This is a genomic window from Mesorhizobium sp. M0698 (assembly GCF_040320455.1).
Taxonomy (GTDB): domain Bacteria; phylum Pseudomonadota; class Alphaproteobacteria; order Rhizobiales; family Rhizobiaceae; genus Mesorhizobium.
Genome location: NZ_JAMYPQ010000008.1, coordinates 179,973 through 193,989, shown reverse-complemented (window position 1 = coordinate 193,989; position 14,017 = coordinate 179,973). Strand labels below are relative to the sequence as shown.

General features: G+C 64.3%; 14 protein-coding genes. 9 read left to right on the top strand and 5 right to left on the bottom strand.

Annotated features, from left to right (window positions below):
• Positions 1-99 precede the first annotated feature (99 nt).
• Positions 100-1,002: a sigma-70 family RNA polymerase sigma factor gene (locus tag NKI16_RS18420; RefSeq protein ID WP_352621376.1), complete on the top strand. Its 903-nt coding sequence runs from the start codon at positions 100-102 to the stop codon at positions 1,000-1,002.
• 97 nt (positions 1,003-1,099) lie between these two features.
• On the opposite strand, the gene NKI16_RS18415 is transcribed toward NKI16_RS18420, so the two are convergent.
• Entirely contained in the window at positions 1,100-2,302 is a 1,203-nt protein-coding gene (locus tag NKI16_RS18415) for an MFS transporter (protein WP_023677280.1), read from the bottom strand.
• 216 nt (positions 2,303-2,518) lie between these two features.
• On the opposite strand from NKI16_RS18415, the gene NKI16_RS18410 reads away from it, so the two are divergent.
• Positions 2,519-2,947 carry a VOC family protein gene (locus NKI16_RS18410; protein ID WP_023677279.1) on the top strand — a complete coding sequence of 143 codons (429 nt, stop codon included), beginning with the start codon at positions 2,519-2,521 and terminating at the stop codon, positions 2,945-2,947.
• Between the two features lie 80 nt (positions 2,948-3,027).
• Here NKI16_RS18410 and NKI16_RS18405 read toward each other — a convergent pair whose 3' ends face one another.
• A complete protein-coding gene (locus tag NKI16_RS18405) occupies positions 3,028-3,921 on the bottom strand; it encodes a LysR family transcriptional regulator (RefSeq protein ID WP_023677278.1) in 894 nt (297 codons plus the stop codon).
• Between the two features lie 97 nt (positions 3,922-4,018).
• Between NKI16_RS18405 and NKI16_RS18400 the strand changes: the two genes are divergently transcribed.
• Positions 4,019-4,768 carry an SDR family NAD(P)-dependent oxidoreductase gene (locus NKI16_RS18400; RefSeq protein ID WP_023677277.1) on the top strand — a complete coding sequence of 250 codons (750 nt, stop codon included), beginning with the start codon at positions 4,019-4,021 and terminating at the stop codon, positions 4,766-4,768.
• 152 nt (positions 4,769-4,920) lie between these two features.
• Positions 4,921-5,304, top strand: coding sequence for a YybH family protein (locus tag NKI16_RS18395; protein WP_352621382.1), 384 nt, complete (start codon positions 4,921-4,923; stop codon positions 5,302-5,304).
• Between the two features lie 104 nt (positions 5,305-5,408).
• On the opposite strand, the gene NKI16_RS18390 is transcribed toward NKI16_RS18395, so the two are convergent.
• On the bottom strand, positions 5,409-5,870 hold the full coding sequence (locus NKI16_RS18390) for an Lrp/AsnC family transcriptional regulator (protein WP_352640909.1): 462 nt from the start codon (positions 5,868-5,870) through the stop codon (positions 5,409-5,411).
• 158 nt (positions 5,871-6,028) lie between these two features.
• On the opposite strand from NKI16_RS18390, the gene NKI16_RS18385 reads away from it, so the two are divergent.
• Positions 6,029-7,036, top strand: a complete 1,008-nt coding sequence (locus NKI16_RS18385) for an ornithine cyclodeaminase family protein (protein WP_352621386.1) — start codon at positions 6,029-6,031, stop codon at positions 7,034-7,036.
• 80 nt (positions 7,037-7,116) lie between these two features.
• Here NKI16_RS18385 and NKI16_RS18380 read toward each other — a convergent pair whose 3' ends face one another.
• Positions 7,117-8,049, bottom strand: coding sequence for a dimethylarginine dimethylaminohydrolase family protein (locus NKI16_RS18380; protein WP_352621388.1), 933 nt, complete (start codon positions 8,047-8,049; stop codon positions 7,117-7,119).
• A gap of 33 nt (positions 8,050-8,082) precedes the next feature.
• Positions 8,083-9,672: a zinc-binding metallopeptidase family protein gene (locus NKI16_RS18375; RefSeq protein ID WP_352621389.1), complete on the bottom strand. Its 1,590-nt coding sequence runs from the start codon at positions 9,670-9,672 to the stop codon at positions 8,083-8,085.
• 75 nt (positions 9,673-9,747) lie between these two features.
• Between NKI16_RS18375 and NKI16_RS18370 the strand changes: the two genes are divergently transcribed.
• From NKI16_RS18370 to NKI16_RS18355, 4 genes are all read left to right on the top strand, one after another.
• Positions 9,748-10,635 (top strand): LysR substrate-binding domain-containing protein, encoded by an 888-nt coding sequence (locus tag NKI16_RS18370; protein WP_023677271.1) that lies wholly within the window; start codon positions 9,748-9,750, stop codon positions 10,633-10,635.
• Positions 10,636-10,887: 252 nt separating this feature from the next.
• A complete protein-coding gene (locus tag NKI16_RS18365; RefSeq protein WP_352455434.1) occupies positions 10,888-11,982 on the top strand; it encodes an ABC transporter ATP-binding protein in 1,095 nt (364 codons plus the stop codon).
• Positions 11,983-12,049: 67 nt separating this feature from the next.
• The gene (locus NKI16_RS18360; RefSeq protein WP_352587178.1) at positions 12,050-13,165 is read left to right on the top strand and encodes an ABC transporter substrate-binding protein; all 1,116 of its coding nucleotides are present in this window, start codon (positions 12,050-12,052) and stop codon (positions 13,163-13,165) included.
• Between the two features lie 17 nt (positions 13,166-13,182).
• The gene (locus NKI16_RS18355; RefSeq protein ID WP_031194462.1) at positions 13,183-14,016 is read left to right on the top strand and encodes an ABC transporter permease; all 834 of its coding nucleotides are present in this window, start codon (positions 13,183-13,185) and stop codon (positions 14,014-14,016) included.
• The last annotated feature ends 1 nt before the right edge of the window (position 14,017 follow it).

Genomic DNA, 14,017 nt, shown 5'->3' with positions numbered 1-14,017 from the left:
CGACCGAATCCTTTTGCCATCGTCGAGCGTCTATAGGACGCTGCGCCCGATGGCGGGCGCCTCTGCCTGGGAGATACGCATGAAATCGACCCTTGTGCGATGACCGGATCCGCAATCGGCACGCCAGAAGGACGGGAGCCATTTGACCGGCTGCTCGGCGAATTACGGCCGAAACTGCACCGTTATTGCGCCCGCATGACCGGTTCGGTGATCGATGCCGAGGATGTCGTCCAGGAAGCTACGGTCAAGGCGCTCGAGGCGTTCCCCGGGACCGGGCCGATAGCCAATGTCGAGGGCTGGCTGTTTCGCATCGCGCACAATGCCGCGCTCGACCACCTACGCCGTCGTGCCAGGTTGGATGCCGCGCATATCGTTGAGGATATCGATATGATCCCTGACCCCGGTATGTCGGCCGAGGGTCGACACACCGCAGCCGCAAGCCTGCAGACCTTCATGCGCCTGCCCGCGGCGCAGCGTAGCAGCGTCATCCTCATGGATGTGCTCGGCTATACGATCGAAGAGATCGGCAACATTATCGACAGCAGCGTTCCGGCGGTGAAAGCCGCACTGCATCGCGGCCGTTTGCGCCTGCGCGAAGTCTCCGGCGAGCCTGACGATCGGCCTGTGCCGGTGTTGGCCGAGCCCGAGCGGGCGCGTCTGGCAGCCTACGTGGAGCGGTTCAACGCCCGCGACTTCGATGCGATCCGCGACATGCTGGCCGAGGACGTCCGGCTTGACCTCGTCAACCGGCTCCGGGCGAGCGGCCGCACGAAAGTGGGCCGGTACTTCCATAATTACGCGGGTATCCACGATTGGCGGCTGCTTCCAGGCCTGGTGGATCGGCAGCCAGCCATTCTTGTGATCGATCCGGACGACTCGGCCGGAGGGCTAAAATACTTTATCCTGCTGGAATGGGCCGGCGACAGATTGGCGAGAATTCGCGATTTCCGCTATGCGCGCTACACGCTTGACGGCGCCGAGGTGGTGCCTCTGCGGGCATAGCAATTCGCGTTTCATAATGCCGAACAAACACTGCCAGCTATTTTTGGATCGCGGCCGCTTGCCATCCAAGCGGCCGCCCTTTTCCGCCGATCCTGCTTTAAGCCGGTTGCAACTCCCTGCGCGGCAGCGGCGGGAAGGCGATCGCAATCGCCATCGCGCCAAGCCCGACAAGGGCCGAGCCGATGAACAGCCAAGAATAGCTGGCATAGGCATCGAACACCATGCCGCCGGCGAGCGGGCCGAAAGCCATGCCGAGGCTGGACAGCATGGTTACTGCACCGAACACCGTACCGAGGATGCGCTGGCCGAAATATTCCCGCGCCAGCACCGCATAGAGCGGCATGACGCCGCCATAGGTGGCGCCGAAGATGACGGCGAGCGTGTAGAATTGACCAAGCTCGCTGACCGCAAGATAGGCTGCGATGACCACGGCCTGTATGGCCAGCCCGGTGATCAGCACCGGCTTGACGCCCAGCCGATCGGCAAGCACGCCGTAAAGCAGCCGGCCACCCAGCCCTGCCAGGCCCTCGATGCTGTAGATGCTGACCGCCGCCATCGGCGCTATGCCGCACAGCATGGCATAGCTCACCATGTGGAAGATCGGCCCGGAATGCGCCGCGCAGCAGGCAAAGAAGGTCAGTCCCAACACGATGAATTGCGGCGAGCGCAGCGCCTGCGGAACCGTCATGCCGGCACCCTCGGCGGCAACGTTTGGGGCAGCGCCGTCGGCAGCGGGCTTGGGCGGCTGGCGCACCAGAAGCGCGGCCGGCAGTAGCAGCACCCACGCGGTTATGCCGATGTCGAACATCGCGGTGCGCCAGTCGTAGGCCGAAATCAGCCAGCGGGCGAACGGCGAGATGGTCATTGGCGCCACGCCCATGCCGGCCGAGACCAGCGAGACGGCAAGGCTGCGGTTCGTGTCGAACCAGGCGGAGGTCAGCGCAATCATCGGCGCGAAGAAGGCACTTGCCGCGAGGCCGACGAGCACGCCGTAGGCCAACTGGAAAACGAGCAGCGAACCGGTGCGGCTGGCCAGGACCAGCGCCAGGCCAAGCAGCACGGCGCCGGTCATGACGACGATGCGGGCGCCAAAGCGGTCGTAAATGGCGCCCCAGGCGAAGCCGCCGAGGCCCATTACCAGGAAGTTCAGCGTCATCGCACTCGATATGCCGGCGCGCGACCATTGTGTATCGAGCGCCATCGGTTCGAGAAAGATCGCCAGCGAGAACATCGCCCCGAGGGCGACACAGGTCATCAGCGCGCCAGCCGCGACGATAACCCAACGATAGGGAAGGCTCATTTCACTTTTCTCCCATGTCGGAAGCGTTGATACGGCACGACCTTTTCGAGCTTCGCCGAGCCGCTTGCGTCCGAAGGACGTTGGAGATGTCTTGAATCCGACAATCCGGTTGCATTTTTTATCCAGTCGGCGCGATGGCGCCATTCCACGGCTTTCTGGATTGACCGCGCACCATTCGAAGCTAGATTTCCAACCGGCGATCAGGAGCTGTCAAGCATGGCAAATCAGGAACTTCATCGCGGCCGTCTCATCGACCACCTCCAGCTGGTGGTCAGGGATCTCAAGGCCAGCCGCCGTTTCTACGAGGCGGTTCTCAACGTGCTCGGCATCCCGATCGGTGGCGCCGGCAATGATTATTTCTGGGCCGACGAGCTGTTCATCTCCAGCCCCGACAGCCCGGCGGCCCTGGGAAAGCTGACCGGCCGCCACCACCTGGCCTTCCAGGCAAAGGACCGTGCGATGGTCGATGCCTTCTACAGGGCCGGGCTTGAGGCCGGCGGCACCGACAATGGTGCGCCGGGCGAGCGATCCTACCATCCCGGCTATTACGCCGCCTTCCTGCTCGACCCCGACGGCAACAATATCGAGGCCGTCCACCACGGCCCGGCCAGCCGCAGCGCCGATTCAGTGAAGATCACCTTCTAGCTTCCGGTAAAGGTGGTTCGCACCGGCCGGCACGGTTGGTCTCTGCCAAACCTGGGTGCTTGCGTCAGACCGAATCTGCCCTATCGCGTCAGCGCAGCCATTTGGCCTGCAAGGAAATCGACGAACAGCCGCGCCCGGACCGGCAGCTGTCGCCCGTACGCATGGACGATGTGCACCGGCATGGTTGGCATCGCCACCTCGGGCAGGATGCGGACCAGGCGACCCGTGTCGAGATCGTTCTGCACGGCAAACCGCATCAGATGCGCGATGCCGGCGCCGGCAAGTGCTGCATTGCGGATGGCGCCGCCGTCATCGGTATCGAGCCGCCCATCCGGCACGATCATCGTACCGTCGGCAAACGTGACCGGATAAGGCCGGCCAGCCATCTGGTGGCGGACGAATTCATGATCCCGTAAATCCTCGACCGATGCCGGACGGCCGCGCCGCTCGACATAGGCCGGTGAGGCCACCAGCACGATCGGCAGATTGGCGATCTTGCGGGCAACCAGCCCCGTGTCCGACAGCGCCCCCATGCGCACGGCAACATCATAGCCTTCGCGGATCAGATCGGCGTGACGGTCGGTGACGCTGAGCTCGACCTTCACTTCGCCATGCTGCGCAAGGAACGCTTGCGCCCATGCCGCGATCAGGCCGCGACCGATTTCGACCGGCGCTGTAACGCGCAGCAGGCCGCGCGCCGTATCGGCCATCTGGACGATGTCTTCGGCATCGTCCAGCGCCCTTAGCAGTGGCGCCACGCGCTCGTAGTAGGCGAGGCCTTCGCTGGTGAGCCCGAGCCGACGCGTCGAGCGCTGGATCAGCCTGACGCCGAGCCGGCGCTCGAGCCGCGCCACGCTTTTCGACACCGCCGACGGGCTGGAGCCGACCAGCCGGCTGGCGGCATGGAAAGAGCCGGCATCGACGGTTCGGACGAAGGCGACGAGACCGGCGGTCTTTTCGAGGATGGTGGTCATTCCGGAATTCCAGGCATGAAAGAATGGATCATGATGATCCTAATACGCGTTTCGATCATGATTAAATACCGCTCATCGTCAACAAAGGAGAGATTTGATGAGCAAGCTGAACGGCAAGGTCGCCATCGTCACCGGCGCCTCCAAGGGTATCGGCGCCGCCATCGCCAAGAGTCTTGCCACGGCCGGCGCCGCGGTGGTCGTCAACTACGCCTCGTCACGGGAAGGCGCCGACCGCGTCGTCGCCGAGATCGAGGACCGTGGCGGCCGCGCCGTCGCCGTCCAGGGCGACGTGTCGCAAGCGGCTGATGTGCGCCGCCTGTTCGAGGCGGCGAAATTGGAGTTTGGCGGGCTCGACATACTGGTCAACAATGCCGGAGTCTTCGCATTCGAGCCGCTGGAAGCGGTTACCGAGGCCGAGTTTCACCGCGAGTTCGACACCAATGTGTTGGGCATCATTCTGACCACGCAAGCAGCAGTGAACCATTTTGGCGCGGGCGGCGGCAGCATCATCAACATAAGCTCGGTCGCCAGCCGCAATCCGCAGCCGAACTCGCTCGTCTATGCCGCGACCAAAGGTGCGGTGGACACGATCACGCTGTCGATGTCGCGGGAGCTCGGCGCGCGCAACATCCGCGTCAACGCCATCGCGCCCGGCGGCATCGATACCGAGGGCCTCGCGCGCATCGGCATCGTCGGCAGCGAATTCGAGAAGCAGATTATAGCCATGACGCCGCTCGGTCGCTTCGGCCTGCCCGACGACGTCGCCCGCGTCGCGGTGTTCCTCGCCTCCGACGAAGCGTCATGGCTGACCGGCGAGCGCATCACCGCCTCCGGTGGCTGGCGATAGGCATGGAGGGCGCGAACCTGCCGGCTCGCGGACCGTGCTACCCGCGGCGCGACGCACTGCAATCGATGACGAGAGCGATCTAAGCCCTATGTAGTAGCGAGGGAGGAGCGCCGTGCGCCATCGATGACGGCGAGATGCCAGGGAGGTAACGGATGACGGGCGACGAAAAAGCAATCCGAAAGCTGGTCGAGACGTGGATGGATGCGAGCAAGCGTGGAGACATCGCGACCGTCCTCAGCTTGATGACGGACGACGCGATCTTCATGGTTCCCGGCCGGGAACCCTTCGACAAGGAGATCTTCGCGGCAGCCGCGCGGGAGACGGCCGGCGTTCATATCGACGGCACGAGCGATATCGTGGAACTACAGCTTCTCGGCAATTGGGCCTTCATCCGCAGCCGCATCGATATGACCGCGACCCCGCCGAATGGCGAGCCGGTCCATCGATCGGGATATGCGCTGACGCTCCTGCGCAAGGAGGCGGATGGTGAGTGGCGGCTCGCGCGCGACGCAAACCTGCTGACCCTGCAAGGCTAGAGCCGGTCTCCGGCATCTCTGCACCGGAAGGCACGCCAGGGGGAGCGATAAGATGGCGAAGATGCGATGCAAGTCGCCCTGAATAGCGTTCCCCCTCCACCTGATCACACCGGCAAGAGGGCGTTCGGCTTGACATCGGCGATGGAGGCGAAAGTGTGCGTTTCGCGCACGCCAGGCAGTGGCAGGATGACCCGCTGCAGGAAATCCTGGAACACCGCCATATCGGCGATCCGCGCCTTGACCAGATAATCGAAACCACCAACCACCATATGGCACTCCAGAACCTCCGGAGCTTTCGCCACGGCTTCGGCGAAGCGGTCAAAGACATTCGGCGCCGTGTGGTCAAGCCGGACCTCGATGAACACCAGCGTTCCCCGGCCGACCTTGCGCGGATCAAGCACGGCCCTGACCGCGGTGATGAACCCGTCGCGGAACAGGCGCTTCACCCGCTGGCTGGTTCCGGTCGGCGACAACCCGACGCGCCCGGCAAGATCAAGCGTCGTCCGACGGCCGTCTTCCTGGAGCAGCCTGAGCAGGCTGCGGTCTATCTGGTCGAGATCCTCCATTCCACAATCCACGCTATCTCAGAGATTTTTGTGCTTATTTCACGCAGAGATGCCAAAAACAACGTATTTCATCACATAAAACGTCGCAATAACCTGCGCTTCCCTCTCTCACCTAAGCAAACGCGGTGAGCCGATTTCGACGACCACAGGAGTGCAGGATGACCAAACAAGCGTTCAGCCCAGCCGGCAGGAGTGCGGCGGAAATCAGCAAGGGAGCGACCGAGATCCTGGTGCTGAGCGAAGCCGACGTGATGGCATGCATCGACCTCAGCCAGCTTCTCGATGTTCTGGAAGACGGCTTCAAGGTGCTGTCACAAGGCAAGGTCGTCAATCCACCCCGACCACAACTCGACATCCCCGGGGCCGGCTACAGCCTCGCCATGCCGGCCTGGATGGAGGGCATGAACCTGACCGTCAAGATCGTCAACGTCTTCGAAGGCAACCTGGCCAAGAACCTGCCCAGCCACCTTGCCACCATCAGCCTGTTCGATCCGCTGTCCGGCCTGCCGGTCTGCATCATGGACGGCACCTTCATAACCGCAGTGCGAACCTCCGGCTCCGCCGTGCTGTCGGTGCGCGCGCTTGCGCGCCGGGATGCCAGGATAGCGACCGTGGTGGGCGCCGGCGTGCAGGCCAACCAGCACCTGCATCTGTTGCCGCTGGTGCGCGACTTTGCCGAAATCCGTGTCGCTTCAAAGAGTTTCGACGATGCGGCAGCGCTTGCCCGGCTGCATCCGTCGGTGGTGGCGGTCGCCGACCTCGAGGCGGCAGTGCGCAGTTCCGACGTGGTGTGCCTGGCGACCCACTCCTACCAGCCGGTGATCGACGCAGGCTGGGTCCAGCCGGGCACGCATGTCTCGTCGGTCGGGGTGGCACCGCCCGGCGGTGAAATGCCGATCGAGCTCATCGGCAAATCCAGTCTTTTTGTCGAAACCAAGGATGCGTTCAAACCGACCCCGGTCGGCTCTTGCGAGCTTGCCGGCTTCGATCCGGCTTTCGGCACCGAGCTTGGCGCCATGCTGCTCGACCGCGCGCCGGGTCGCGTTTCGGATCAGCAGATCACCACCTACAAGGCGATGGGCATTGCCATGGAAGACATGGTCGCCGCCGACCTCGCCTATCGTTGCGCCCGGCGTCTGCGCAAGGGAAAGCTCATCGTGCTGTAGGCGCGCGCCGCGCGCCAGGCGGGATCGACGGTGCTGACAATGGCGCTTTCGCGCAAGCGGCCGGGCTAAAGGCCGGCCCCTCAGGCCGGCTCGCGCTTCAGCGCCTGCGCCATGCAGTGAATGCCGCCGCCGGTCTTCGAGATCTCGCTCATGTCGATGGCCGCCACCTCGAAGCCGCGCGCCTTGAGCTGACCGATCAGCGTCTGGCTCGAGGTCGGCGCGATCACCCGGTCCTTGCCCAGCGACATGAAGTTGCAGCCGAGCGCCATGGTATCCTGGAACGGCACGTCGATGATTTCGTGGCCCTTGCCCTTCAGCCAGTCGACGATGCCCGGCTCCGTGCAGGCGAGGCAGACAGCGGTCAGTTTTTCAGCGATCGGCACCACCATCAGGTCGATATGGACATAATATTCGTCGATGAAGGCGATGCGGGTCTCCCAGCCCTCCTTGTCGAACCAGGCCTGCACTTGGCGCGCGCCCTCCTCCTGCGTGCGGGCGCCACCGCAGCCGATCAGCACGACGCCGTCCTCGATGACGTTGAAGTCGCCGCCCTCGAACGTGCCCGCGGTGACCATGTCGTAGATCGGGATGCCGAACTTCTCATAGGTGCGGATCGCCGCGTAGTTCTCGCCGCGCCGCCACCACTGGGCCATGGCGGTGATGATGGCGCCATACGGCGTCATGACGCTGGAATCGCGCGAGTAGACCTGCATCGGCAGTTCCGGCGTCGGCTCGTGCCAGTGGATGTTGACACCGAAATGCTCATAGGCGGCGACCAGATCCTTGTGCTGCGCTTGCGCGATCTGGACGTTGCATGGCGCTTCGCGCAGATGCTTGCGCGACAGCGAGCTGGTCGAGAGATGGCGCAGGAAATTCGGCGAGCCGAGCAGCACGTCGGTCAGCACGTCGGTCTCGTTGGCGAAGCCCCAGGCGGTCAGCGGCTTGGTTCCGCCGGCCGGGTTGCGGCGCTGCAGCGAAAACGGCTCGGTGACGATGCGGTCATGGACGGTCATGGGGTTTCTCCTCGTGAAGGGCGGCTTGGTTGATCATGCGGCTTGGTTGCCTGGTATCCACCAATCCCGTCCGCGCGGGGTGGTGATGTATTCCGGCCAGCGAAATCCGATTGGCGGATCGTAGTCGCAGAGCGGCGCGATCCAGTTCGAGCCACCGATGCCGCCGCCGGTGCGGGTGACGAATTCATCCATCGCAGCGTCGCGCGCAGCCTCGTCTTCCAACAGGCGAAGTGCTGCCAGCGCGACCGTCTTTGCGGCGCAGATGACCATCGGATCGATGGTGGCAGAAATGCCGCCCAGCGCATTCATCGCCCAGGACGGAAACGCGTGGCCGTTCTCGGATCGCAGCGCCGGCCGGGCGACGTAGAATCGTGCCGTCGGCGTGTGCCACGACATGTCGGTGTAATCGTCGGAGGTCGAATTGAGCTGCGACGGCGGCAGGTCGCGGCGCAGGATCGCCTCTGCATCCTGCGGCGCAATGAGCTGCTCCAGCTCGGCGATGAACGGCTCGTCGGTCGCCGCCCCGCCGGCATTGACCTGGATCTCGCGGGCGATCGCCTTGGCCGCCTCGTCCCAACGCGGCGGCCCAACTGTCGACAGCGCTTCATAGGCGATACTTGCCATGGCATGGTTGGCCAGCCCCGGCCGCGACTTCGACACCCAGTGCCGCTCATGGCGGCAGCCGCTCATCTTGGCTGCGGCTTCCGCATTGCGGTCGAGCATGGCGGTGACCTGCTCGGCCATCGCCAGCGTCGGCACGCGGATCATGTATTGGATCTCGGCCAGCCCGGCCGGCAGATTGTCGGCGGTCGCCTGGCCCGCCGTCAGGATCGCCTCGCTGATCGACCAGCCGCCCTGATGCGGCAGCATGGAATCGCGCAGCGCCTTGGAGGCCATATACATCATCATCAGCGCGTCGTTAGCGCCGGGCGCCCTGACCGCCGAATGCGCCTGCGGGATGGGTGCTGCATCGCTTGCGCGAACCCAATTTTCGGGTTCGTCGCACACAAAGCGGTAGATCATCGCATAGGCCGCACCGCAATGCGTGTCCCAGCGCGCGGTATTGCAGAGCGGCAGCATATAAAAAGGATGGAAGGAGACCATGCCCGCCAGCCCATCGTAATAGCCCTTCGCGGCATGGATCGGCTTCGACCCGCGCACCTTCTCCGCCGGCTCGCCGGTGAAGCGCAGCGTGCCTGATATGCCGTGGCGTTCCATCGCCGCCTTGGTCGCCAGCAGCCCGCCGAGGCTGGCAATGCCGAGGCCGGAATGCGGATCGGTGTGGCCGCCGGCCTGTTCGCCGAGGCCAGGGCGCGGTCGCTTCACCGTCGCCGCATCCTGGCAATTGCCAGGCACCGCGTCGTACTCGGCATACATGCCGATGGTCGGGCCGGTCCCGTTGGTCCAGTGGGCGCAGAAGGCGGTCGGCATGCCGCCCGATCCTTCCTCGACCGAAAACCCTTCGTGCTTCAACTGCTCCACATACCAGGCCGCCGACTGGTATTCGCGCCAGGCGGTCTCGCCGAAATCGAAGATCGTCCGCGTCCACGCCGACAGCGACGGCTGGATGTCGTCCAGACAGGCAAGCGTGGTCGCTTGCGCGGAGGTCACCGGTATCTTCATCCGTCAAAGAAAGCAGTGAAGCGCCTCGCCAAAAAGTGATATGTTTTTCCGGCTCATGCAAATTCGGTTCACCTCTTGAGAATTCCCTCGACGCAGGCGCTGCGCGCCCTCGACAGTTTTGCCCGCCACGGCAGCGTCTGGCGCGCCGCCGACGAACTGCATCTGACCCGCAGCGCAGTCAGCCATCAGCTTCGCCTGCTCGAACGCGATCTCGGCTTCGACCTGCTCGAGCGCATCGGCAAGGGCGTGGCACTGACGCCGCGCGGCCAGCGCTATGCCAGCGACGTGCGCAAGGCGCTGACGGTGCTGGGCGACGCGGTGACGCGCCATGCCGGCACCGGCATCGGCGGCTCGTTCAGCGTCAGTTGTACGCCGGGTTTCGCCTCGCTGTTCCTGTGCACCCATATCGGCGAGTTCCGGCAGATGTACCCCGATGTCGCGCTGCGCATCCTGACGCCGCGCCGTCTCGACGACGTCAGCAATGCCGAGGCCGATGCCTTCATCGCCTTCGGCGTCGGCAATTGGCCGAACCGCGCGGTCGAGCTGTTGTGCGGGATCTCCTTTACGCCGCTGTGCAGCCCGACGCTGCTCAACAAGATCGGCGGCTTCTCCAAGCCGGCAGACGTGCTGCGCGCCAATCTCCTGCATCTCGGTGACACCGAGGACTGGGCGCGCTGGCTGGCGCTGTCCAAGGTCGAGAACCCCGACCCGGAAGGCGGCATCTTCTTTTCCGACATGAACCTGGTCTTTTCGGCGGCGATCGCCGGCCAAGGCATCGCTATGGGCGACGAGCTGACCAGCGGCCGGGCACTGAGCGAAGGCCGGCTGGTCCGCCCCTTCGACATAGCGATCAATTCACCGCGCTCGTATTTTCTGGTTTCCGAGCACGCCAAGGCGGCGCATCCGGTGCTGGAGGCGTTTGGGCGGTGGCTGAGGTCGAAGCTGTCGGAGAACCAGCGTTAATCTCCCCCCTCGAGGGGGAGATGGCCGCGAAGCGGCCAGAGGGGGTCGGTCCAACTGGGCTCGGCCTGCTGCTGCAGAGGAGGTTGGCACTTCAAGCGAAGCGACCCCCTCTGTCGCCTTCGGCGACATTTCCCCCTCGAGGGGGGAGATTGGCGCATAGATGAATCAAATTTGCCGATCAGGCGAAAACTATTCGGTTGCGGTGAGCCGCCGCCCTGCCTACGATTTCGCCTACGCTAAGGAAAGGGCAGGATGCAGCAACCCGGCCGGGCCGCAGAGATCAAGGCAATCGGGATCGGCAAGAGCTTCGGCTCGTTCCGTGCGCTGGACGATCTGACGCTCGATATCGGCCGTGGCGAGTTCCTCACCTTGCTCGGCCCCTCCGGTTCCGGCAAGACCACCTTCCTGATGATCCTTGCCGGCTTCATTCAGCCGACCGACGGCCGCCTTTACAGCGACGGCGTCGACATCACCGAGCGGCCGGCCGAGCAGCGTGCCGCCGGCATGGTGTTCCAGGGCTATGCGCTGTTCCCGCATATGAGCGTCGAGGCCAACATCGCCTTCCCGCTCAAGGTGCGCAAGAAACCGGCGGCCGAGATCAAACGCCGCGTCGGCGAAATGATCGAGCGCGTCGGGCTCAAGGGCCACGAGAAGAAACTGCCGTCGCAATTGTCCGGCGGCCAGCAGCAACGCGTGGCGCTGGCGCGGGCGCTGGTGTTCGAGCCGGGCGTACTTTTGCTCGATGAGCCGTTTTCGGCACTCGACAAGGGCCTGCGCGGCCAGATGCAGGCCGAGATGAAGCGGTTGCACCAGGAGACTGGCACCACCTTCGTCTTCGTCACCCATGACCAGAGCGAGGCGCTGGCGTTGTCATCTCGCGTCGCCATCTTCAACCATGGCAAATTGCTGCAGGTCGGCGCGCCGGACGAGGTCTACGACCGGCCGGACAACCGCTTCGTCGCCGAGTTCCTGGGCGAGATCAACATGCTGCCGCTGAAGGGCGTGCGCCCGGCCGACAATGGCTCGACGGGCCTCTGCGAAGACCGCGCGATCAGCATGCGCTGCAGGGCAGAGAAGGTCCGTGGCGATGCCATCCTGGCGATCCGGCCGGAATACATGTCGATCGCCCGCGAAGCCGCGGCAGGCGAGAACGGCATTGCCGCGACTGCCGTCGCCTCGACCTATCTCGGCGCTGCAACGCGGCTCGATCTGACGACGCGCCAAGGCGCCAAGGTGACGGTCTCGGTGCCGAACGAGGTCGCCGCCTCTGCCCTCAGCAAGGGCAATTCCGTCTGGCTGACCTGGCCCGCGGAGAAAGGCTTCCTCCTTCCGGATGGAGAGCAATGACGATCGGCGTGGCGAATTCGCCAAGCTGACATTCAGGAAATACCAACGACAAAAAAGGGGAACTGACATGACAAACCAAACCAAGAAAAATTCCATCGAGGCGCTGTCCGCCAGGGCAGTGCGCGGCGAGATCTCGCGCCGGCAGTTCACGCAGCTGGCCGCACTGGTGCTGGCCGGCACGCCGATGCTGCTGCGCTCGACCGGCGCCTTTGCCGCGGCTAAGGAACTGGTGCTGGTCAACTGGGGCGGCGACGCCATTACCGCCTATGACGCCGCTTACGGCCAGGCCTTCACCAAGGAGACCGGCATCACCGTCAAGATGGACGGTTCCGGCCCGACCGAAGGCGCAATCGCAGCGCAGTTCAAGAGCGGCGCGCCGACCTGGGACCTGGTCGACGTCGATCCGTTCTCGGCCATCACACTCGGCGCCCAAGGTATGCTCGAGCCGATCGACTATGCGGTCGTCGACAAGAAGAAGATGCGGCCGGGATTCGGCTGGGAGTACGCTGCCTCGACCTATTTCTTCTCCTACGTCATCGCCTACGATGCCGAGAAATACGGCAGCCAGGCACCGACCGGCATGGCCGACTTCTTCGACGTGGCAAAATTCCCCGGCAAGCGCTCGCTCTACAAATGGGGCGTGTCGAGCTGGGAAGCGGCACTGCTCGCCGACGGCATCGCGCCGGCCTCGCTCTACCCGCTCGACCTCAAGCGCGCGCATGACAAGATCGCTGCCTTCAAGGAAAACGTCGTCGCCTATTGGGGCGGCGGCGCCGAAAGCCAGAGCGTGCTGCTCAATGGCGAGGCCTCGATGGCGATCGTCTGGTCGACCCGGGCTTCGCTCATCGAGCAGGATTCCGGCGGCAAGATCAAGTTCATCTGGGACCAGGGCCTGATCTCGCCCGGCGCGCTCGCCGTGCTCAAGGGGAATCCCGGCGGCAAGGACGCGGCGATGAAGTTCATCGCCAGCACCCAGGACCCGGAGAAGGAACTCATCATGTTCGACAAGCTCGGCCAGGGTCCGGCCAACCCGGCCACCGATGCGCTGATCCCCGCCGACAAGAAGCGCATCAACCCGGTCGATCCCGAGAACATGAAGAAGCAGATTCCGCTCGACATGGATTGGTACGCCAAGAACTACGGGGCAGCACTCGACGAATACACGAAGATCATCTCCGCCTGACAAGCCGGGATAACCGGATGAGAGCATACCTCTCCGACAGGATGGGCGCGGCGCTGTTGATGGCGCCGCTGCTCCTCTTTCTTGTGCTGGCCTACGCCTGGCCATTCCTTGGCGTGGTTAAATGGAGCTTCACCCTGCCCACGCCGGGGCTGGGGCAGTACAATGCGCTGCTCACGGATCAGTTGGTGCAGTCGGTCTTCATCCGCACGCTGCGTATCGCCGCGATCGTGACGATCGTTTCGGTTGCCGCCGCCTACGCCATCACCGTTGTCTGGGTACGCGGCACGCCGGTGCAGCGCGTCGTGGCCGAGTTCTGCATCCTGGTGCCGTTCTGGATCTCGGTGCTGACGCGCGCCTTCGGCTGGGTGGCGCTTTTGTCCAATCGCGGCCTGATCAACACCTGGCTGCAGGCGGTCGGCTTCATCTCGGAGCCGCTGGCGCTGGTGCGCAACGAGTTCGGCGTTATCGTCGGCATGACGCATTTCCTCATCCCCTTCGCGGTGTTTCCACTGGCCTCTTCGATGCGAAGCCTCGACGACCGTGTGCTGCTGGCGGCGCGCGGCCTCGGCTCCAGCCGCATGCGCACCTTCTGGTCGGTGTTCGTGCCGATGACCCGCTCCGGCATCATCGGCTCGGCGCTGATCGTCTTCGTCTTTTCGCTCGGCTTCTTCGTCACGCCGGCGATTCTCGGCGGCGGCCGCAGCGTGATGATCGCTGAGCTGATCTATCTCCGCATCTTCCAGAGCCCAGACTGGGGCCTGGGCGCGGCGATCAGCGTGGTGCTGGTGTTATTCGTCGGCGCGCTGATGGCGCTGCTTTTCCGCTATATCAGGCCGAAGCAGTTGGTGTAGC

What these genes read in the sequence shown, in the direction of transcription:
- NKI16_RS18420 (WP_352621376.1), top strand. Translation starts at nt 100, where the DNA reads ATGACCGGATCCGCAATCGGCACGCCAGAAGGACGGGAGCCATTTGAC.
- NKI16_RS18415 (WP_023677280.1), bottom strand. Translation starts at nt 2,302, where the DNA reads ATGAGCCTTCCCTATCGTTGGGTTATCGTCGCGGCTGGCGCGCTGATG.
- NKI16_RS18410 (WP_023677279.1), top strand. Translation starts at nt 2,519, where the DNA reads ATGGCAAATCAGGAACTTCATCGCGGCCGTCTCATCGACCACCTCCAG.
- NKI16_RS18405 (WP_023677278.1), bottom strand. Translation starts at nt 3,921, where the DNA reads ATGACCACCATCCTCGAAAAGACCGCCGGTCTCGTCGCCTTCGTCCGA.
- NKI16_RS18400 (WP_023677277.1), top strand. Translation starts at nt 4,019, where the DNA reads ATGAGCAAGCTGAACGGCAAGGTCGCCATCGTCACCGGCGCCTCCAAG.
- NKI16_RS18395 (WP_352621382.1), top strand. Translation starts at nt 4,921, where the DNA reads ATGACGGGCGACGAAAAAGCAATCCGAAAGCTGGTCGAGACGTGGATG.
- NKI16_RS18390 (WP_352640909.1), bottom strand. Translation starts at nt 5,870, where the DNA reads ATGGAGGATCTCGACCAGATAGACCGCAGCCTGCTCAGGCTGCTCCAG.
- NKI16_RS18385 (WP_352621386.1), top strand. Translation starts at nt 6,029, where the DNA reads ATGACCAAACAAGCGTTCAGCCCAGCCGGCAGGAGTGCGGCGGAAATC.
- NKI16_RS18380 (WP_352621388.1), bottom strand. Translation starts at nt 8,049, where the DNA reads ATGACCGTCCATGACCGCATCGTCACCGAGCCGTTTTCGCTGCAGCGC.
- NKI16_RS18375 (WP_352621389.1), bottom strand. Translation starts at nt 9,672, where the DNA reads ATGAAGATACCGGTGACCTCCGCGCAAGCGACCACGCTTGCCTGTCTG.
- NKI16_RS18365 (WP_352455434.1), top strand. Translation starts at nt 10,888, where the DNA reads ATGCAGCAACCCGGCCGGGCCGCAGAGATCAAGGCAATCGGGATCGGC.
- NKI16_RS18360 (WP_352587178.1), top strand. Translation starts at nt 12,050, where the DNA reads ATGACAAACCAAACCAAGAAAAATTCCATCGAGGCGCTGTCCGCCAGG.
- NKI16_RS18355 (WP_031194462.1), top strand. Translation starts at nt 13,183, where the DNA reads ATGAGAGCATACCTCTCCGACAGGATGGGCGCGGCGCTGTTGATGGCG.